22 protein-coding genes are annotated in these 19652 nt (G+C 63.2%); 16 read left to right on the top strand and 6 right to left on the bottom strand.

Annotated elements, in window-relative coordinates:
• The first annotated feature begins 27 nt into the window (after positions 1 to 27).
• Positions 28 to 1470: a DEAD/DEAH box helicase gene (locus RFM40_RS02205; protein ID WP_320226021.1), complete on the top strand. Its 1443-nt coding sequence runs from the start codon at positions 28 to 30 to the stop codon at positions 1468 to 1470.
• 72 nt (positions 1471 to 1542) lie between these two features.
• On the opposite strand, the gene RFM40_RS02210 is transcribed toward RFM40_RS02205, so the two are convergent.
• Both RFM40_RS02210 and RFM40_RS02215 read right to left on the bottom strand, forming a co-directional pair.
• Positions 1543 to 2517, bottom strand: coding sequence for an alpha/beta hydrolase (locus RFM40_RS02210; protein WP_320226019.1), 975 nt, complete (start codon positions 2515 to 2517; stop codon positions 1543 to 1545).
• 69 nt (positions 2518 to 2586) lie between these two features.
• A complete protein-coding gene (locus tag RFM40_RS02215; protein ID WP_320226018.1) occupies positions 2587 to 3435 on the bottom strand; it encodes an SDR family oxidoreductase in 849 nt (282 codons plus the stop codon).
• A gap of 291 nt (positions 3436 to 3726) precedes the next feature.
• Here RFM40_RS02215 and RFM40_RS02220 point away from each other — a divergent pair, with 291 nt between their 5' ends.
• From RFM40_RS02220 to RFM40_RS02235, 4 genes are read left to right on the top strand one after another with little or no spacing between them, the layout of a single operon-like run.
• Entirely contained in the window at positions 3727 to 4761 is a 1035-nt protein-coding gene (locus RFM40_RS02220) for a cysteine synthase A (RefSeq protein WP_320226016.1), read from the top strand.
• Positions 4761 to 5504, top strand: a complete 744-nt coding sequence (locus RFM40_RS02225) for an alanyl-tRNA editing protein (protein ID WP_320226015.1) — start codon at positions 4761 to 4763, stop codon at positions 5502 to 5504. The genes RFM40_RS02220 and RFM40_RS02225 overlap by 1 nt, the downstream gene beginning before the upstream one ends.
• 47 nt (positions 5505 to 5551) lie before the next feature.
• Positions 5552 to 6403 (top strand): 3-mercaptopyruvate sulfurtransferase, encoded by an 852-nt coding sequence (sseA, locus tag RFM40_RS02230; RefSeq protein WP_320226014.1) that lies wholly within the window; start codon positions 5552 to 5554, stop codon positions 6401 to 6403.
• A gap of 5 nt (positions 6404 to 6408) precedes the next feature.
• Positions 6409 to 6972 (top strand): GNAT family N-acetyltransferase, encoded by a 564-nt coding sequence (locus RFM40_RS02235; protein WP_320220572.1) that lies wholly within the window; start codon positions 6409 to 6411, stop codon positions 6970 to 6972.
• Positions 6973 to 7010: 38 nt separating this feature from the next.
• Here the strand turns inward: RFM40_RS02235 and RFM40_RS02240 are convergent, their stop codons facing one another.
• A complete protein-coding gene (locus tag RFM40_RS02240; protein ID WP_320226012.1) occupies positions 7011 to 7460 on the bottom strand; it encodes a GFA family protein in 450 nt (149 codons plus the stop codon).
• A gap of 191 nt (positions 7461 to 7651) precedes the next feature.
• Between RFM40_RS02240 and RFM40_RS02245 the strand changes: the two genes are divergently transcribed.
• Complete coding sequence (locus RFM40_RS02245) at positions 7652 to 8119, top strand: DUF1203 domain-containing protein (RefSeq protein ID WP_320226011.1); 468 nt, start codon at positions 7652 to 7654, stop codon at positions 8117 to 8119.
• Positions 8120 to 8575: 456 nt separating this feature from the next.
• Here RFM40_RS02245 and ald read toward each other — a convergent pair whose 3' ends face one another.
• Complete coding sequence (gene ald / locus RFM40_RS02250; RefSeq protein WP_320226010.1) at positions 8576 to 9691, bottom strand: alanine dehydrogenase; 1116 nt, start codon at positions 9689 to 9691, stop codon at positions 8576 to 8578.
• Positions 9692 to 9902: 211 nt separating this feature from the next.
• Here ald and RFM40_RS02255 point away from each other — a divergent pair, with 211 nt between their 5' ends.
• The gene (locus RFM40_RS02255) at positions 9903 to 10376 is read left to right on the top strand and encodes an Lrp/AsnC family transcriptional regulator (protein WP_059188527.1); all 474 of its coding nucleotides are present in this window, start codon (positions 9903 to 9905) and stop codon (positions 10374 to 10376) included.
• 4 nt (positions 10377 to 10380) lie between these two features.
• Here the strand turns inward: RFM40_RS02255 and RFM40_RS02260 are convergent, their stop codons facing one another.
• Entirely contained in the window at positions 10381 to 11043 is a 663-nt protein-coding gene (locus RFM40_RS02260; protein WP_320226008.1) for a 5-formyltetrahydrofolate cyclo-ligase, read from the bottom strand.
• A 169-nt stretch (positions 11044 to 11212) separates the two neighbouring features.
• Between RFM40_RS02260 and RFM40_RS02265 the strand changes: the two genes are divergently transcribed.
• The 8 genes from RFM40_RS02265 (at position 11213) to RFM40_RS02300 (ending at position 17897) form a co-directional block, all read left to right on the top strand.
• Positions 11213 to 12478 (top strand): NAD(P)/FAD-dependent oxidoreductase, encoded by a 1266-nt coding sequence (locus RFM40_RS02265; RefSeq protein WP_320226007.1) that lies wholly within the window; start codon positions 11213 to 11215, stop codon positions 12476 to 12478.
• A 136-nt stretch (positions 12479 to 12614) separates the two neighbouring features.
• Positions 12615 to 14588 (top strand): bifunctional 2',3'-cyclic-nucleotide 2'-phosphodiesterase/3'-nucleotidase, encoded by a 1974-nt coding sequence (locus tag RFM40_RS02270; RefSeq protein WP_320226006.1) that lies wholly within the window; start codon positions 12615 to 12617, stop codon positions 14586 to 14588.
• A 129-nt stretch (positions 14589 to 14717) separates the two neighbouring features.
• On the top strand, positions 14718 to 14852 hold the full coding sequence (locus RFM40_RS02275) for a hypothetical protein (protein WP_292301437.1): 135 nt from the start codon (positions 14718 to 14720) through the stop codon (positions 14850 to 14852).
• Between the two features lie 105 nt (positions 14853 to 14957).
• Positions 14958 to 15248, top strand: a complete 291-nt coding sequence (locus RFM40_RS02280; RefSeq protein ID WP_320226005.1) for a Dabb family protein — start codon at positions 14958 to 14960, stop codon at positions 15246 to 15248.
• 74 nt (positions 15249 to 15322) lie between these two features.
• Positions 15323 to 16198, top strand: a complete 876-nt coding sequence (locus tag RFM40_RS02285; protein WP_320277057.1) for a VOC family protein — start codon at positions 15323 to 15325, stop codon at positions 16196 to 16198.
• Positions 16195 to 17040: a 3-deoxy-8-phosphooctulonate synthase gene (gene kdsA / locus RFM40_RS02290; protein WP_320220563.1), complete on the top strand. Its 846-nt coding sequence runs from the start codon at positions 16195 to 16197 to the stop codon at positions 17038 to 17040. The genes RFM40_RS02285 and kdsA overlap by 4 nt, the downstream gene beginning before the upstream one ends.
• 101 nt (positions 17041 to 17141) lie before the next feature.
• Entirely contained in the window at positions 17142 to 17345 is a 204-nt protein-coding gene (locus RFM40_RS02295; RefSeq protein WP_320226003.1) for a dodecin family protein, read from the top strand.
• 186 nt (positions 17346 to 17531) lie between these two features.
• On the top strand, positions 17532 to 17897 hold the full coding sequence (locus RFM40_RS02300; RefSeq protein ID WP_126100281.1) for a PRC-barrel domain-containing protein: 366 nt from the start codon (positions 17532 to 17534) through the stop codon (positions 17895 to 17897).
• Between the two features lie 65 nt (positions 17898 to 17962).
• On the opposite strand, the gene RFM40_RS02305 is transcribed toward RFM40_RS02300, so the two are convergent.
• Positions 17963 to 18085 carry a hypothetical protein gene (locus RFM40_RS02305; protein ID WP_278077365.1) on the bottom strand — a complete coding sequence of 41 codons (123 nt, stop codon included), beginning with the start codon at positions 18083 to 18085 and terminating at the stop codon, positions 17963 to 17965.
• Positions 18086 to 18286: 201 nt separating this feature from the next.
• Between RFM40_RS02305 and eno the strand changes: the two genes are divergently transcribed.
• Positions 18287 to 19561: a phosphopyruvate hydratase gene (gene eno / locus RFM40_RS02310; RefSeq protein ID WP_320226001.1), complete on the top strand. Its 1275-nt coding sequence runs from the start codon at positions 18287 to 18289 to the stop codon at positions 19559 to 19561.
• The last annotated feature ends 91 nt before the right edge of the window (positions 19562 to 19652 follow it).

Genomic DNA, 19652 nt, shown 5'->3' on the forward strand with positions numbered 1-19652 from the left:
GCATTGGCCGCGTGAAAGAAGATTATTTTGACCAACGAAAACAAAGCGGAACTGAATGGTTTCGCCGCCCTTGGGATAACCGGCGCGCTGCTCAAGGCCGCCAATGCAGCGGGCTTCACCGATCCCAAGCCGATCCAAACCCAGGCGATCCCGCCGCAGCTCGAAGGCCGCGACATTTTCGGCATCGCGCAGACCGGTTCGGGCAAGACGGCAGCCTTCGCGCTGCCGATACTGTCGAAGATCATCGGGCTCGGCACCAAGCGCCGGCCCAAGACGACACGCGCATTGATCCTGGCGCCGACGCGCGAGCTTGCCGTGCAGATCGAGGACACCATCAAGCTGCTTGCCAAAGGCGCACATGTCTCGACCGCGCTCGTGCTCGGCGGCGTCTCGCGCTACAGCCAGGTGAAGAAGCTCGCGCCCGGCGTCGATATCCTGATCGCCACGCCCGGCCGGCTGACCGACCTCGTGCGCGAGGGCGACCTCATTCTTGCCGACACCAAATGGCTGGTGCTGGACGAGGGCGACCGCATGCTCGACATGGGCTTCATCAACGACGTCAAGCGCATCGCCAAGGCGACAGCGCCCGACCGCCAGACGGCGCTGTTTTCTGCGACGCTGCCGAACGAGATCGCCGACCTCGCCAAGGGCCTGCTGAAGGACCCTGTTCGTATCGAAGTCGCGCCTCAGAGCACGACGGCGGCCGAGATCGTGCAGAGCGTGGTGCTGGCCCGCACCAAGCAGAAGCGCCAGGTGCTGTCCAAGATGCTAGCCGACGAGGCGATGCGCTCGGTGATCGTGTTCTCGCGCACCAAGCACGGCGCCGACCGCGTCACCAAGGATCTTGCCCGCGACGGTTTCAACGCCGCCGTCATCCACGGCAACAAGTCGCAGAACGCGCGCCAGAAAGCGCTCAACGATTTCCGCGGCGGCTCGGTGCGCATCCTGGTCGCGACCGACATCGCCGCGCGCGGCATCGACGTGCCCGGCATCAGCCATGTCGTGAACTTCGACCTGCCGGACGAGGCGGAGAGCTATGTCCATCGCATCGGCCGCACCGGCCGCAACGGTAGGGACGGCATAGCGATCACGCTTTGCGATCCCTCGGAGAACGGCAAGCTGCGGCAGGTGGAGCGTATCATCCGCATGAAGCTTCCGGTCATCGCCGATCATCTCGGCAGCCCCGATCCGCAGCGCGATCCGAAGGAAAAGACCGAGCGTCATTTCGAGCCGGCCAACGACCGCGAGCATCATGGCGGCCGTCGTGACGGGCGTCGTCCCGGCAATGGCAACAACGGCAAGAAACGCTTCGGCGGCAACCCCAATGGCGAGCGCCAATTCGCGCCGCAAGGCGAGCGTCCGGCCGGCGCCAAGCCGAATGGCGAGCGCAAGCCTGACGGCTTCAAACGCTTCAAGGGCAACAACAAGCGCCGCTTCGGCGGCAAGCGGCCGGCGAACCGGGCAGCTTGAGTTCCTCGCCGCTTAATTGAAAAAATACGGCCGGAGCGATGCTCTGGCCGTTTTTCGTTTCTGCTCCGATTGCTACGGCATCAGGGCCTTCACCCACACCACGATCCGTTGGGCGAGAAAGGCAGTGGTCTGCGGCGACAGCACATCGCCGGCAATGACATGGTTGTCCGGGTCGCCGGTATCGTCGACCGGCACCAATTCGTGCGGACCGCCCCAGCGGCCGGCGATCTCGCGCGTTCGGTCCGGCCGCACTACCTTGTCGGCGTCCGAGAAGATGAACAGGGCAGGGATGGTCGCCTTCTCGACCGGCGCGCCATAGGCGAGATCAGTGAGCGCCGCCATCGGAAGCGTTGCCGACATCGGATACTTGGTGGTCCAGAATTTTTCGTGCAGCGCGTTGCGCGGCGGAAAGCTGCGTTCCCTGCCGCCGACGAGTTCGGCGATCTGCTTGCCCCAGGGCATGGTCAGGATCTCGGCGCCGGACGCCTTGACGCCGAAATTCGGCGCGATGAACGCGATCGCCGCGACGCCGTCGGAGGCGCCCGGCCGTGTTGCGGCCCAGGTCGCCAGCGAGCCGCCGGTCGAGGTTGCAATCACGATCACCTTGTCGCCGATCGCACGGCCGATGGCGAGCGCCTCCTCATAATCGTTGATCCAGGCATTGACGCTGCCTTCGGCCATGGCGGCGCCATCCTGCCCGTGGCCGGTCAGGCGCGTGTAGAAGAGGTTGGCCCCGAGTTCATCCGCGACATCGTCGGGCAGCGGACGAACCTCGCCCTTCGAGGCCGAGAAGCCATGGATATAGACGATCGAAAACTTCGTCTTGGCGTGAATCATCGGGTTCGCCCAGATGATTTCCTTATCCAGCCCGTCGCGGATATTGGGCACGCCGGCTTCTTCACGCGCCAGGTAGGCCTGCGGATCGTCGCCGATCACCGAAGGATCGAAGCGGATCGTCGTGTCGACGGCAACGCGTGGCCCGAGAACGAAACCGGCGACCAGAAGGAGGGCGAGACTCAGTACCGCAAGCACGATCCGTCGCCCCATCGCCGACTCCAAGCAACAATCCTCAACCTATGGCCGCATCCGCCGGCAGGCAATCGCGGTTTCGCCGGCTTATTTCGCCTTGTCCGATGATGGGCCTGTCTCGCCCGGTATCTTGCGATCGAAAAACAGCGGCCGTGCCTTCCAGCTGGTCGTCAGGCTGATGACCAGGCGGCCGATCGGACGCGGCAACAGACCAAGCAGCTTCAAGGGCCAGCTTATGTGGTAGGGGAAGGTGACTTCGAAGCCGCCCTTTCTGATGCCGCGCACCATGCGGCGCGACGCGCGTTGCACAGGCATCAGGCTTGGCATCGGCAGCGTGTTCTTTTCCGTCAGCGGCGTGTCGACGAAGCCCGGGTTGATCACCTGGATGCGGATGTTCATCTTGTCGAAGTCGTATTTCAACGACTCCGCCAGGATGTTGATCGCCGCCTTGGTGCCGCCATAGGCCGCCGTGGTCGGCCAGCCGGAATAGGCGGTGACCGATCCGACCAGGACGACATGCCCGCGCCCCCGTGCGCGCATGTAGTCGACCACCGGCACCAGGCCGTTGACGATGCCGAAATAATTGACGGCGAAGGAGCGATGGAAATCGCGCACAACTAGGTGCTCGCCGGGAGTGGCGATGTAGTTGCCGGCGTTGAAGACGGCAAGCACGATCGGCCCCATCTCGTTCTCGATTGCGGCGGCCGTCCGTGCCATCCCCTCTTCGTCGGTCACATCGCAGGGAAAGGATTTCACATGTCCGCTCATCTGCGCCGTCTCGACCAGCAGCGTGTCGACCGGATCGCTCGGTAGCGCCGTCACCGCGATGGCATAGCCCTGCCTTGCGAGATCTTTGGCCAGCGCACGACCGAGACCGCTGCTGCCGCCCGTGATCCAGGCGACACCGTCTTTCGGGTTGGCCCGGTAGAGTGTCATTGAAAGTCCTGCGAATTGTCTGGGTCGGCGCATGACCCCGAAAACCGGTACCGGTTTCGGAAAGGAATCATGCGCCAGATTAAAATCCTAATGCTTTGCGCGTCCGGTTGGACGCGCAAAGCATTAGTGCTCTAGCGGCGAAGAAATCGGATGAAAAGAGCGCTTTTGGCTCATCGTAGAAATGATGGAGACCATCGCAGCGTCCGGAATGCGACTGGACCAGGCAAAATCTTGCCTTGAAACCGCGGCTTCCGGTTTCTAGGGTCTCGCCGCACGCACAAAGGAATCCCAATGCCCCGTAATGTGATCGAAGCGATCGGCAACACACCCTTGATCCGGCTCAACAAGGCTTCGGATGCGACCGGCTGCGAGATCCTGGGCAAGGCCGAATTCATGAATCCGGGACAATCGGTCAAGGACCGTGCGGGCCTCTTCATCATTAGAGATGCCGAGCAGCGCGGATTGCTGCGGCCGGGCGGCGTCATCGTCGAAGGGACCGCCGGCAATACCGGCATCGGCCTGACGCTGGTCGCCAAGGCGCTCGGCTATCGGACCGTCATCGTCATCCCCGACACGCAGAGCCAGGAGAAGAAGGATACCATCAAGATCCTGGGCGCCGAGCTGATCGAAGTGCCGGCCGTGCCCTACAAGAACCCCAACAACTATGTGAAGCTTTCGGGGCGGCTGGCCGAGCAACTGGCGCGCTCGGAGCCGAACGGCGCGATCTGGGCGAACCAGTTCGACAATGTCGCCAACCGCGACGGCCATATCCGCACGACGGCGGAGGAAATCTGGAGCCAGACCGGCGGCAAGGTCGACGGCTTCGTGTCGGCCGTCGGCACTGGCGGCACGCTCGCCGGCGTCGCGTTCGGGCTGAAGGGCAAGAGCAACGCCGTCAAGATCGCGCTCGCCGATCCGCTGGGCGCCGCCCTTTTCAGCTTCTACACCAGCGGCGAGCTGAAATCCGATGGCAGCTCGATCACCGAAGGCATCGGCCAGGGCCGCATCACTGCCAATCTCGACGGATTCACGCCGGACTTCTCCTACCAGATCCCTGACGAGGAGGCGTTGCCGATTATCTTCGACCTGATCCAGGAAGAGGGGCTCTGCGTCGGCGGCTCGACCGGCATCAACATCGCCGGCGCCGTCCGGCTGGCGCGCGAGCTTGGTCCCGGCCATACCATCGTGACGATCCTGGCCGACTACGGCACGCGCTACCAGTCGAAGCTCTTCAATCCGGAGTTTCTGCGCGGCAAGAACCTGCCGGTGCCCGGCTGGATGGAAGAGAAAGCCGATATCTCGGTGCCGTTCGAAAAGGTGGCGTGATGGCGCAGAGGACCGAAGCGCTGTTTCGCGACGACGCTTATCTGAGGACCGCGGATGCGCAAGTCGTTGCCATCAACGACCGCGGCGGCATTCTTCTTGACCGGACGATCTTCTACGCCACCTCCGGCGGGCAGCCCGGCGACACCGGCCTGTTCGAACGCGCCGACGGCAGCCGCATCGCGATCGCCGCCGCCATCACCGGCGAGACCAAGGACGAGATCATCCATGTGCCGGCGCCTGAGCAGGCCTTGCCGGCGGTCGGCGAAAAGCTGAGGCTCGCCATCGACTGGGAGCGGCGGCATCTTCTGATGCGCATGCATTCCGCCTGCCACCTGCTCACTGTCGTCTGCCCGTTTCCAATCACCGGGGCGGCGGTTGCCGAGGACGACAGCCGCGTCGACTTCGACATTCCCGATGCCGGCTTCACCAAGGACGACGTGACGGCGAGGCTGATGGAGCTGGTGCGGGCCGACCATCCGATTTACACCCGGCTGATCACCGACGAGGAACTTGCGGCCAATCCAGGGCTTGTAAAATCGAAGAACGTGCGTCCGCCGGTCGGCACCGGCAGTATCCGTCTGGTCTGCATCGGCGACAACGCATCGATCGACAGCCAGCCTTGCGGCGGCACCCATGTGAAGAGCACCGGTGAGGTCGGCGAGATACACATCGGCAAGATCGAGAAGAAGGGCCGCGAGAACCGACGCTTCCGCATCCGCTTCGGGCCGATGCCGGCGAACTGACGGGCCAAGACGGATAAAGTCGCGAGAGGCGGGCCAGGAGTAGGAAAATGGACGAAGACAGCCCTTTTATCGTCGACGCGGACTGGCTCGAGAAGCGGCTCGGCACACCCGGGCTGACCATCATAGACGCCTCCTGGTACCTGCCGGCCCAGAAGCGTAATGCCCACGCCGAGTATGCTGCATCGCATATGCCGGGAGCGCTCTTCCTCGACCAGGATGAGGTTTCCGATCCGGATTCCAAGCTGCCGCATACGTTGGCGTCGCCCCAATATTTCGCGCAATATGTCGGCTCCATGGGCGTTTCTGCCGACGACACCATTGTCGTCTATGATGGTCCGGGGCTGTTTTCTGCGCCGCGCGCGTGGTGGATGTTCCGCGTCATGGGCGTCTTCCAAGTCTACATCTTGAACGGCGGCTTCGATCGCTGGAAGGCGGAAGGGCGGCCGGTGACGGCCGAGCAGACCAAAATTGCGCCTTGCGTCTTTTACGCCGATTTCGATGCAGGCCGGGTCGTCAGCCTCGACGAGATGCGCCGGATCGTTGGAAGCGGAGAAAGCCAGATCGCCGATGCGCGCTCTCCGGGGCGCTTCGCAGGAACCGATCCGGAACCGCGTCCTGGTGTCCGTTCCGGCCATATGCCCGGCGCGCATAACGTTCCGGTTGGCGCTCTTGCCGAAAATGGCGAATTGCTGCCTAAAGACCGCTTGCGCAAAGTCATCGAGGATGCCGGCATCGATCTTTCGAAGCCGGTCGTCACCTCGTGCGGATCGGGCATCACGGCGGCGGCGATCACGCTGGCGCTGGAGACGCTTGGCCATACCGACAACAGGCTGTACGACGGCTCGTGGACCGAATGGGGCGCGCTGAGCGATACGCCCGTCGTGACGGGCAAGGAATGACGGCGATGGAAAACGGTGTGCCGAAGGATATCGAGGTCACGGTCACGTTCCTCGAAATGCATGCGCCGCCGGCCTCGTCGCCGCCGCTGCCTTACAACCGGCAGATCGCGCTGCTGAAGACCAAGGACATCCCGCTGCATTTCTACCGCTACCTGATCGACCGGGTTGGGCGCAAATGGCACTGGGTCAATGTGCTGAGGCTGAGCGACGAGGAACTGGCCGCCGGCCTGCACCGCGAGGACCGCGACATCAGGGTCCTTTACCTCGACGGCTCCCCTGCCGGCTTTTTCGATCTCAAACCGCATCTGCCGGACGAAGTGGAACTAGCCTATTTCGGCATGATGGAACACGCGCACGGCCAGGGCATCGGGCGCTGGTTCCTCGGCGCTGCGATTTCGGCTGCCTGGGCGCACGGGCCGAAGCGCGTCACGGTCCAGACCTGCACGCTCGACCATCCGGCAGCACTGCCGCTTTACCAGAAGCTCGGCTTTACGCCGGTGGCGCAGAAGAAGGAAGTCGTGCATCCGCTGACTTTCGCCGAGCGCTCGGCGAGTGTCATGCGGCCATAGTCAAGGGGAAGCGGCACAGTCGGCTGCCTCGATACCGCTTACGCCACCGGCGGCGGCTGGCCCTCGAAGGTCGGCAGCGAGGTGTCGATGCAAGCCCAGGGAGGCGCCTTGATCGTCCAGATCGTCGCTGCGGGCCGTATCATGCTTGGATCGTCGAGCGTGCCCGCGCGCACGAAGATCAGATGCGGGCGCGACTCGGCCTCGCTGAAGAGATGCACGCCGCAGGCTGGACAGAAGCGTCGGTGCATCCTGTTGCCGCTGTCGGCCACGCTTTCGTAATCGCGCGTGTCGCCGGCGATCTTCATGTGCGCTGTTGGGAAGCAGACGCTCACCGCGGCATTGCCGGCTGCGATGTACTGGCAGAAACGGCACCAGCACAAACGCGCCGTGATCGGCTCCGCGCGGCTCTCGTAGCGGACCGCGCCGCACAGGCATCCGCCGGTGATCATGCTCGGACCATCGCCAAACTCCAGCCGCCTGCGCGTCACAGCCTTCTTCTGCCATCATCATGGCGCGGAGCGCCCGGTCTGGCGAGTCCGATAACTCCAGTGTCGTGATTTCGGGTTCGTAATATTTTGATATTGCGCTCTGAGCGACGCGCGGACCGCTTGGCAGGAATCGGGTGGGAGACGCCGTCGTCCAGGTATAATTTCCGGCCGACGACACCGGAGATTTCGCCATGACCATCCAGTTCAAAGCCTTGCCGAGCGAAGCCGTGCGCGCCTTGCAGCGGGGAGGGCCCGACGCCTACGGCCACACGCCGGAGCGAAGGATTTCCGATGGTGACGGCGTGCCGTGCCGGCATTGCATGAGGAACGTTGCCGCTGGCGAGGGCTATCTCATCCTCGCCTACCGGCCGTTCCCGGAACTTCAGCCTTATGCCGAGACCGGGCCGATCTTCCTGCATGCACAGGAATGCGAGCGCGCCGCGGAGGCGGAGGCGCTGCCCGAGATGCTCGAAAGCAGTGACTACATCGTGCGTGGTTACGGCAAGGACGATCGCATCGTCTACGGCAGCGGCGCTGTCACCCCGACCAGCGATATCGCGGCCCGCGCCGAGGCCTTGTTCGAACGCGACGACATCGCCTACATCCATGTCCGCTCGGCGCGCAACAATTGCTACCAGTGCCGCATCGAGCGGGCGTGAGGGGAAAAAATGCCCGCCGATAGTCTGGCGGGCAGTTGGGAAAAAGCCTGCGACAGAAGCCATCGAGCAGGCGGATCGTGTCTAGGCATTTTTCCCGGGTGCCGAATGTGAAATGCTTCACACAACGCAACTTGGCGGCGGCCGGCATTTTCGAAGCCGCGAGCGTGACAGTAACGCTGTCGTATTCCTGTCGTACAACCGCGCTAAAGTACAGCGGTTGACCGATTGCCGACCGCGGATGGACCGGCGGCACATCGCAACACTGAGGAAGCGGGGCTCTGGCTCCGCTTTTTTGTTGCCCGAATTTCTCGCACAAGAAACAGTTTCCCCACGCAAGAAAAGAAAAAGCCCGCCGGAAGAACCGGCGGGCACGACAGGAGGAAGCTCTTGTCAGGAGCAATTCCAGGAAAAGTGTGGCGGTTTTCCGTCCGGAATTGCGTAAACAAATAACTGCTATCAGGCGGCGAGCACCGCCTTCGGCTCGACCATTTCGTAGCCGAGTGCTTCGGCCACGGCGCGATTGGTGATCTTGCCCCTATGGACATTGAGGCCATTGCGCAGGTGGTGGTCGTCGACCAGCGCCTTCAGGCCCTTGTCGGCGAGCTGCAGGCCATGATGCAAGGTCGCGTTGTTGAGCGCATGCGCCGAGGTGACCGGAACCGCGCCGGGCATGTTGGCGACGCAGTAGTGGATCACGCCATCGACCTCATAGGTCGGATCGGCATGGGTCGTGGCATGCGAGGTCTCGAAGCAGCCGCCCTGGTCGATGGCGACGTCGACGAGCACCGAGCCCTTCTTCATGCCCGACAGCATCTCGCGGGTCACCAGCTTGGGCGCGGCGGCGCCCGGGATCAGCACGGCGCCGACAACGATGTCGGCGGAGAAGCACTCTTCCTCCAGCGCCTCGACGGTCGAGTAGCGGGTATGGACGCGGCCGCCAAAAATGTCGTCGAGCTGGCGCAGGCGCGGGATCGAACGGTCGATGATGGTGACGTCAGCGCCGAGGCCGGCAGCCATCTTCGCGGCGTGCAGGCCGACGACGCCGCCGCCGAGCACGGCGACCTTGCCGGGCAGCACGCCGGGGACGCCGCCGAGCAGCACGCCGCGGCCGCCATTGGCCTTGTGCAGCGCGGTCGCGCCAGCCTGGATCGACAGGCGGCCGGCGACTTCCGACATCGGAGCCAGCAGGGGCAGCCCGCCACGGTCGTCGGTCACCGTCTCATAGGCGACAGCGGTGACGCCCGAAGCCAGCAGGCCCTTGGTCTGTTCCGGATCCGGAGCGAGGTGGAGATAGGTGTAGAGGATCTGGCCGTCGCGCAACTGGACCCATTCGCTGGGCTGCGGCTCTTTGACCTTGACGATCATGTCCGACTTGGCGAACACGTCGGCGGCCGTCTTGGCGATGGTGGCGCCGGCGGCGCGATAGGCGTTGTCATCGGCGCCGATGCCGGCGCCGGCGCCGGTCTCGACCAGCACTTCGTGGCCGTGCGCGACATATTCGCGGACCGAGCCGGGCGTGAGGCCGACGCGGTATTCGTGGTTCTTGATTTCCCTGGGGCAGCCGACGCGCATTTTCTTCTCCTGTCCGGCCCTTGAAAGGGCGCTCTCCCTGACATTTCGTGCATGCAGCAAGCACCAAAACGCAGCGCGATTTCGGGCGACATGCAGTAGACGCAGTCAATCACGAATCGTTCCGTATGTGTTTGCGAATGCACTTGCGGTGAAGGGCCATCTTCGATAATCGTTGCGCGAAATGCTCGTATCTTCGCAGGATTCACGAAAAATGCCGCTCGACAGGATTGATATCGCCATTCTGGAGACTTTGCAGAAGGACGGCCGGATACCCAACGCGGCACTTGCCGAGAAGGTAGGGTTGTCGCAATCGGCCTGCTCCAGGCGCCTCGACAATCTGGAGAAATCCGGAACCATCCGCGGCTATCACGCCAGGCTCTCCAACGCCGCTCTCGGCCATCAGATGACGGCGATCGTGCATATATCGCTGTCTGGCCAGTTCGAGAAGACGCTGTCGGACTTCGAGGCGGCGATCAAGCGCTGCCCGAACGTGCTCTCCTGCCACCTGATGTCGGGCGAATACGATTACATCTTGCGTATCGCGGCCAAGGACCTCGCCGACTATGAGCGCATCCATAAGGAATGGCTTTCGGCCATGCCGCATGTGACGAAGATCAATTCGTCCTTCGCCTTGCGGGAGATCGTCGATCGCACGGCGGTCGGCTTGCGGCCGGAGATGGCCTAGCCCGTCACTCGCCTCCAACCGCCTCGGTCACCACAGTCGTCATCGGAATATCGTGCGGCTGCGGATAGATGGTGGGAATGCGCTGCAATTCGTAGCCGACGCCTATCACCAGCGGCCTGAACGGCATGGCGGCAAGCGTGCGGTCGTAGAAGCCGCCGCCATAGCCCAGCCGGTAGTTGCCGGGATCGATGCCGACGACAGGCGAGATCACGATGTCCGGCAGCACGGGATCGCCCTCGGCCGGGATCGGGATGTTCCAGACACCTTTCTCCAGCGGGTCTCCCGGTTTGTAGGCGCGGAATACAAGCGGCCGAGCCTTCTCGATGACGACGGGCAGCGCCGTGCGGCCGCCGCGCGCGTTGATCGATGCCATCCAGCCGCGCAGGTCCGGCTCGCCGCGGAACGGCCAATAGAGGCTGACCGTGCGGCCGGCAACGTCGCCGACCAGCGCGTCGAGGCCCTCGGCAATGCGCGTCGACATCGCAGCACGTGCGTCTGCCGAGACGGCAAGTCGGCCGCCGATCAGCCTTTCACGCTCCGCCTTGCGCCAGCGTCTGACATCGGTCCAATCGGTAAGCGGCATCTGATAGGCCGGATCGAGCTCATGCATGAAACAAGGCGGCGAGGCGTATTGGGCCGGGCCTTCGTCATCGCGATTGTCAGTCATGCGTCACTCCTATCCCTCTGCTCCACGCTATACCCGGTGCTCCGGGAGCGACATGCGCGTTCACGACACCGAGCGACGACTCCGGGGCATGGATGTGGCCGGCAGCAGTGTTGTTGCAGTGCACAAAAATGCTTACATCTAGTCAGGTCGGTTTGGCGAGGTGACTGAAATGGACGAAGCCAAGCATCATGTCGTGGTCGTCGGCGCAGGGTTCGGCGGCCTCGAACTCACCCGCGCGCTGGCCGGCGCGCCAGTGCGCATCACCATGATCGACAAGCGTAATCACCACCTTTTCCAGCCGCTGCTTTACCAGGTGGCGACCACCTCGCTGGCGACATCGGAGATTGCCTGGCCGATCCGCCATCTCTTACGCAAGCGCAAGGACGTGACGACGCTACTCGGCAACGTCACCGGCGTCGACCGCGCCGGCAAACGTGTTCTGCTGGAGGATGGCAGCTCGGTCGCCTACGACACGCTGGTGCTCGCCACCGGCGCACGCCACGCCTATTTCGGCCACGACGAATGGGAGCCTTTCGCGCCCGGGCTTAAGACGCTCGAGGATGCCACCACGATCCGGCGCCGCATCTTGCTCGCATTCGAAGAGGGCGAGCGCGAGACCGATCCCGCCAAGCGCCAGGCCCTGCTGACGCTGGTCATCGTCGGCGGCGGGCCGACTGGGGTCGAGCTCGCCGGCACCATTGTCGAGCTCGCGCACGACACGCTGCGCGGCGAATTCCGCAACATCGATACGCGCCAGGCGCGTGTGGTGCTGATCGAAGCCGGCGACCGGATCCTTGCCAATTTTGCTCCGGAACTCTCGGCCTATGCGCAGAAAGCGCTGGAGCGGCTTGGTGTTACGGTTGAACTCGGCCGCCCCGTAACGCATCTGGACGCCGAAGGCGTCGTCTTTGGCGATACCCATCTGCCCGCAAGGACGATCCTGTGGGCAGCGGGCGTCGCCGCTTCGCCGGCGGCGGAATGGCTGGGAGCGACAGCCGACCGTGCGGCCAGGGTGCTGGTCGAGCCGGATCTCACCGTGCCGGGCAGCCCCGAGATCTTCGTCATCGGCGACACGGCGCATCTGTTGCGACCGGATGGAAAGCCGGTGCCGGGCGTTGCACCCGCAGCCAAGCAGCAGGGCAAGCATGTTGCCGCGACCATCAAGGCGCGGCTGGCCGGCGATACGGCGCCGCGTCCGTTCCGCTATCGGCATGACGGGGATCTGGCGACTATCGGCAAGCGCGCCGCCGCGATCGATTTCGGCTGGATCAAGCTCACCGGCTGGCTCGCCTGGTGGCTTTGGGGGATTGCGCACATCTATTTTCTGATCGATTTCCGCAACCGGCTCGCGGTTACGCTTAGCTGGCTATGGATTTATTTCACCGGGCAGCGCAGCGCCCGGCTGATCACCCAGGGCGACGGCGGCAAGGGCTGATTGCTCGCCGCACCTGTTTCATCGACGCGTCACCTTGTCGTGATCAACAGGCTTCCAACAGACGTGGACTCGCAGCGCCGTGGACGCCATGCTCGGCGCTCGGGGCAGGGGTTGTCGCGTTGTCGAGGAGGAAGCAATGTCACAACCGTTCGTTACTCGCCGTGAGTTCCTGGCCGGCGCCGCCGCCGGCGGAGCGCTGATCATGCTGCATCCGTTCTCCGCTCGTGCGCAGGCCAATCAGGCGCATCTCAGGATCATGGAGACGACCGACATCCATGTGAATCTGCTGCCCTATGATTACTACGCCGACAAAGCGAACGACACGTTGGGCCTGTCGCGCACAGCCTCGCTGATCGACGCGGTGCGCAAGGAAGCTGCCAATGCGATGCTGATCGACAATGGCGACCTTCTGCAAGGCAATCCGATGGGCGACTACATCGCCTATGAGAAGGGCATGAAGGATGGTGACCTGCACCCGATCATGAAGGGCATGAACCTGCTCGGCTACGAATGCTCGACACTCGGCAACCACGAGTTCAACTACGGCCTCTCCTTCATGGACAAGGTGCTGGCCGGCGCCAATTTCCCGTTCGTATGTGCAAACCTGATCCGCAGCACCACGCTTGCCACGAATCCGCGCGACGACAAGCTCTACCTCAAGCCCTATGTCATCCTCGACAAGAAGATCAAAGACGGGGCAGGCGCCGAGCAGCCGATCCGGATCGGCGTCATCGGCTTCGTGCCGCCGCAGATCATGGTCTGGGACCTGAAGAACCTCGAAGGCAATGTGCAGACGCGCGACATCGTCGAGGCGGCCAAGGCCTGGGTACCGCAGATAAGGGAAGAGGGCGCCGACATCGTCATCGCGCTCTCGCATTCCGGTATCGACGTCAGGCAGGGCGACAAGATGGAGAACGCCTCCTTCTTCGTCGCCGGTGTCGAAGGTATCGATGCGGTGTTCTCGGGCCATCAGCATCTGGTCTTCCCCGGCAAGAAGGACTTCCAGGCGCTTGAGGGGGTCGACACAGAGAAGGGCACGCTGCAAGGCAAGCCGGCTGTGATGGGCGGCTTCTGGGGCTCGCATATGGGTCTGATCGACCTTCTGCTGGAGCGCGACGGCTCGAAATGGCGGGTCGTCTCGGCGACCTCCGAGGCGCGGCCGATCTATGAACGCTCCGACAACAAGAACAAGGCAACGGTCGGCGACGACAAGCGCGTCATCGCGGCGCTCGAGCAGGACCATGAAGCCACGCTCGCCTATGTCCGTCGTGCCGTCGGCAAGACCTCGGCGCCGCTCTATTCCTATTTCGCCCTTGTCGCCGACGATCCCTCGGTGCAGATCGTCAACCAGGCGCAGACCTGGTACCTCAACGACATATTGAAGGGCACCCAGTGGAAGGACGTGCCCCTCTTGTCGGCGGCAGCGCCCTTCAAGGCCGGCGGCCGCAGTGGCGCCGACTACTATACCGACGTTCCGGTGGGCGACGTCGCCATCAAGAATGTCGCTGACCTCTACCTCTACCCGAACACAGTGCGGGCGGTGGAAATCACCGGCGCGCAGGTGAAGGAATGGCTGGAGATGTCGGCCGGCATCTTCAACAGGATCGAGCCCGGCAAGGCGGATCAGCCGCTGATCAACACCGATTTCCCGTCCTATAATTTCGACGTCATCGACGGCGTCAGCTACAGGATCGACTTGTCGCGGCCGCCGAAATACGATTCGAAGGGCGGCATAGCGAACGCCGGCTCCAACCGTATCGTCGACCTTCAATTCGACGGTAAACCGATTGATCTTGCGGCGAAATTCGTTGTCGCCACCAACAACTACCGCGCCGGCGGCGGCGGCAATTTCCCCGACATCAACGCCTCGAAGATCATCTACGAGGCGCCGGACACCAACCGCGACGTGATCGTGCGCTACGTCATCAGCGAGGGCACGATCAATCCGTCGGCTGACGGCAACTGGTCGTTCGCGCCGTTGCCTGGCACCAGCGTCGTCTTCGAGACCGGACCCAGGGCGAAAGACTTCATCGATCAGGTGAAGTCCCTGAAAATCGAGCCGGCCGGCGAGGGCGAGGCGGGATTTGCCAAATACCGCATCACGCTCTGAGGTTCACGGCAGGCGTGCCGCCGGCGCTGCATACCGGACGGCTGGAAGGTGCCGGCAGAAAACGGTGATCTGGAACAATTGCCGTGAAGGCAGTCTGGCTCCGGCTGAAGACATGCGTTAGCTTCAGCCATGCGTTATGTGATCGTCATCGTTGCCATCACCTTCTTCCTGATCTGGGACGGCCTCTATAACCAGGGCCACTACCTCGATGCGACCGTCAGGGAGATATCGCGCATCGTGCGCTACGTCACCGGCGCGGCCTGAGGCCTGACTGTCAGAGCCTCGACGGCAGGGCGCGACATCGTTGCCGGTTGACGCGAGGACCTTGCTCCCACAAAACGCGCTCATCCGTCGATCAAGGAGGCTGGATTGATCCGGCACATCGTTTTCTTCAGCGTGCGGCGCAAGGAGGATGTCGAGGCCGTGCGGTCGGGCCTGCAGGCACTGGGCAAGATCCCGCATTCGAAACATTTCGAGGTGACGCTCAACACCAAGGTCGATCTGTTCTCCAACGCGATCGACGTGGTCGTCTACGCCGAGTTCGAGGACGAGGCGGCGCTCAATGCCTATAAGGCGCATCCGATCTATGCGGAGACGACCAGCAAGGTGAAGCCGTTGCGCGAGCTGCGCTATTCGGCGGACGTCGTGGCTGCCGCCTGAGCCAGAGGCAATCCAGCTCGCTTCGCCAATGCCGGGCTTGAACCGGTTTCCGGAATGAGGCACATCGCGCCTGCATGATCAAAACTTCGCCCCACCCGCTCGATCATCTCGTCCTGCCCACGCAGAGCCTGGAGATCGCAAGGCAGCGCCTTTCGTCTCTCGGCTTTGTCGTCGCGCCGATCGGCGTCCACCCTTTCGGAACCGAGAACGCTTGCGTCTTTTTCGCTGACGGCACCTATCTGGAGCCGCTGGCCGTCGGCGATGAACAAACCGCCGCGCAGGCGATAGGCGAGGGCAACGTCTTCGTCGCGCGCGACCGCCTCTACCGCAACAAGCTTGGCGACGAGGGTTTTTCCGCCGTTGTTTTCGGAACCGCCGATGCCGATGCCGACCATGCGCGCTATGTCGAGGCTGGATTGTCGGCGGGAGATATGCTGAGCTTTTCGCGCGCCTTCACCGACGCTGCGGGCAAAAGCGACACGGCATCGTTCAAACTGGCGTTCGTGGCCGATAGAAAAGCAACGGACGCTCTTCTCTTCGCCTGCCAGCGCATCAACGCGCCGAACATCGGCCGCACGGCCCTGCAGGCGCATGCCAATGGGGCGACCGGCATCGTCGAGATCGTCGCGGTGAGCGGCAGGCCGTCGAGCCAGTCCGGCCTGCTGTCGACCGCCGCCGGGCAGGATGCGAACGACGATGAGAAGATTCGATTGCCCAACGCGACCCTGACCGTTTTGTCGCCCGACGCTTTCGCCTCGCGCTGCGGCGTTTCGGCGGGCGGCCCTTCGGACCTGCGATTCACGGCCATCATCTTTGCGGTTCGCAGCATTGCCGCCGTCACGCATCTACTTGCGGCCAACGCGGTCGAACACAACATGAGCGGCGAGGAGATCGTCGTGCCGCCGGCGCCCGGTCAGGGCGCGGCCTTCATCTTTCGGGAGATCCCATGAGCGAGCCCCTAGCGCCCAATGCATCGGTAACTGTCGGCAAGGTCGTCTTCGCGAACAATGCGCCCTTGTCGCTGATCGCCGGCCCCTGCCAGCTCGAATCGCGCCAGCACGCTTTCGACATGGCCGGCGCATTGAAGGAGTTGACCGCCAAGCTTGGCATCGGCCTCGTCTACAAAACCAGTTACGACAAGGCCAACCGCACCTCGCTGTCGGCGACGCGCGGCGCCGGGCTGGACGCGGCGATGCCGATCTTCGACGATTTGCGCAAGACGTTTTCGCTGCCCGTGCTGACCGACGTCCACACCGAGGAGCAATGCGCGATCGTGGCGCCGCATGTCGACGTCCTGCAGATCCCGGCTTTCCTTTCGCGCCAGACCGACATGCTTGTCGCAGCGGCGCGGACGGGCAAGGTCGTCAATGTGAAGAAGGGTCAGTTCCTGGCACCGTGGGACATGAAGAATGTCGTCGCCAAGATCACCGGTTCCGGCAACGCCAATGTGCTGGTCACCGAGCGCGGCGCCTCGTTCGGCTACAACACGCTGGTGTCGGACATGCGCGCGCTGCCGATCATGGCCGAAATCGGCGCGCCGGTGATTTTCGACGCCACCCATTCCGTGCAGCAGCCGGGCGGGCAGGGTGGGTCCTCCGGCGGCGAACGCCGCTTCGTCGCAACGCTGGCCTGCGCTGCCGTCGCCGTCGGCGTTGCCGGCGTCTTCATCGAGACCCACCATGATCCGGACAATTCGACGTCTTCCGACGGGCCCAACATGGTGCCTCTCAAGGACATGCCGGCTTTGCTGGAAAAGCTGATGGCATTCGACCGCGTCGCCAAGGGACACTGACGGCGTCTGCTTCCGCGCCGAATCCTGCGCACGGCTTGTCGTTGCAAAGACCCGGCTGTAGGCTCGCCTGCGCAACTGAGCGCCTTGGCAGGAGGAAGCCAATGTCTGTCGCCCGCGTCACCGAAATCACGTCGTCGTCCTCGAAGAGCTTTCAGGACGCAATCGAGAAGGGCATTGCGCGCGCCGCAAAGACCCTGAAGAACGTCGAGGGCGCCTGGATCCAGGACCAGAAGATCGATGTCGTGGACGGCAAGATTTCCGCCTATCGCGTCAACATGAAGGTGACTTTCATCCTGATGGATTGAAGCATGTCTCCCGAAAGTGGGAACCGGTTTCAGGACAAAGACATACGTAAAATCAGAACCTAAGCGCATGGAGCGAATCTGAAAGATCGCGACGCGCTTCAGGATCAGGCCGCCTGCGGAAAGTCTGGAACCTTCGTTCGCTCCTCTCATTGTCCAGACAGGCAAGCAATTGAGAGGAGCATCCCTATGACTACCCCGTCTGGTCACACCGAAGCCATTGCCGCCACGCGCGTCATCGGCACCTCGGTCTACAATACCGAAGGCGACAGTATCGGCAGCGTCGAGGATGTCATGCTCGACAAGATGTCGAACGGCATCATGTTCGCAGTCATCGGCTTCGGCGGCTTCCTCGGCATGGGCGAGAAATACCATGCCATCCCGTGGGCGAGCCTCGACTACGATCCGGAGAAGGGCGGTTACGTCGTGCCTTTCACCAAGGACCAGCTCAAGGCGGCACCCGCGTACTCGATCAAGGAGCTGACCGGCGCCGACGGCGAAGCGGCACGCGATGCGTCCTTCGAATATTACCACATAAAGCCCTACTGGCATTGACCGCCTAAGCGGCGGATCGGAATCGAAAGGCCCCCGGAAACCGGGGGCCTTGTGGATCTGGTCCTCTACTCCGCCGCGCGGAGGGTAGAAAGCTCCATCGAGCTTTGCTGGGGCTTCTGGCTGTCGCAGGACGTCAGAAACGCCGCCGCGATCAGGAACAAACTCACGATACCGCTCAACTGGGACATGGCGAAACACCTCCTGTTTCGCCCCGCGCGAATACGATCATAGTTCAGAAAGGGCCGGTCATACGCATGACTTATGATGACAGAAATTTGCGCTTCGTGAATCCAGCCGCCGGCAATAATTGCGGGCGGCCCGATTGCCTTTTGCGGTGCTTTGGCTAAGAGGGGCGCGACGCTTCAATCGATCAATCGGGGACATCGCAAATGACCGCCATCATCGACATTGTCGGGCGTGAAATCCTGGACAGCCGTGGAAATCCGACCGTCGAGGTCGACGTGGTGCTGGAAGACGGTTCGATGGGCCGCGCCGCGGTGCCCTCGGGCGCTTCGACCGGCGCGCATGAGGCGGTCGAACTGCGCGACGGCGGGCCACGCTATCTCGGCAAAGGCGTCGAGCGCGCGGTCGAGGCCGTGAACGGCGAGCTGTTCGAGGCGATCGGCGGCATGGAGGCCGAGAATCAGATCCACATCGACCAGACGATGATCGAGCTCGACGGCACGCCGAACAAGAGCCGCCTCGGCGCCAACGCCATCCTCGGTGTGTCGCTGGCGGTCGCCCAGGCTGCCGCGGAGGCCGCCAGCCTGCCGCTCTACCGCTATGTCGGCGGCACCAAGGCGCACGTCTTGCCGGTGCCGATGATGAACATCATCAACGGCGGCGCCCATGCCGACAACCCGATCGACTTCCAGGAATTCATGATCCTGCCGGTCGGCGCGCCGACGCTGCGCGACGGCGTGCGCTGGGGCTCGGAGATCTTCCACACACTGCGCAAGAAGCTGAAGGACGCCGGCCACAACACCAATGTCGGCGACGAGGGCGGCTTCGCCCCCAACCTGAAGAGTGCGCCGTCGGCGCTCGATTTCATCATGGAATCGATCGAGAAGGCCGGCTTCAAGCCTGGCGAGGACGTGGCGCTTGGCCTCGACTGCGCGGCGACCGAGTTCTTCAAGGACGGCAATTACGTCTATGAGGGCGAGAAGAAGACCCGTGATCCGAAGGCGCAGGCCAAATACCTTGCCAAGCTCGCTTCCGACTATCCGATCATCACCATCGAGGACGGCCTTGCCGAGGACGACTGGGAGGGCTGGAAGATCCTGACCGATCTCATCGGCACGAAGACCCAGCTCGTCGGCGACGACCTGTTCGTCACCAACACGGCGCGGCTGCGCGACGGCATCCGCATGGGCGTCGCCAACTCGATCCTGGTCAAGGTCAACCAGATCGGCTCGCTGACCGAAACGCTCGACGCGGTCGAGACCGCGCACAAGGCCGGCTACACCGCCGTCATGTCGCACCGTTCGGGGGAGACCGAGGATTCGACCATCGCCGACCTCGCGGTGGCGACCAATTGCGGACAGATCAAGACCGGCTCGCTGTCGCGCTCGGATCGCATGGCCAAGTACAACCAGCTCATCCGCATCGAGGAAGAGCTCGGCAAGCAGGCGCGATACGCCGGCAAGTCGGTGGTCAAGGGCTGATCCGAAAAGCACTATCCTGGCTGTTGAGAGAGGCGGGGTTTCCCGCCTCTTTTTGTTTCGACAGGTCTCATTCCGGCCAACCGTAACCGTC

It is taken from the genome of Mesorhizobium captivum (assembly GCF_033977165.1).
Classification (GTDB): domain Bacteria; phylum Pseudomonadota; class Alphaproteobacteria; order Rhizobiales; family Rhizobiaceae; genus Mesorhizobium; species Mesorhizobium captivum.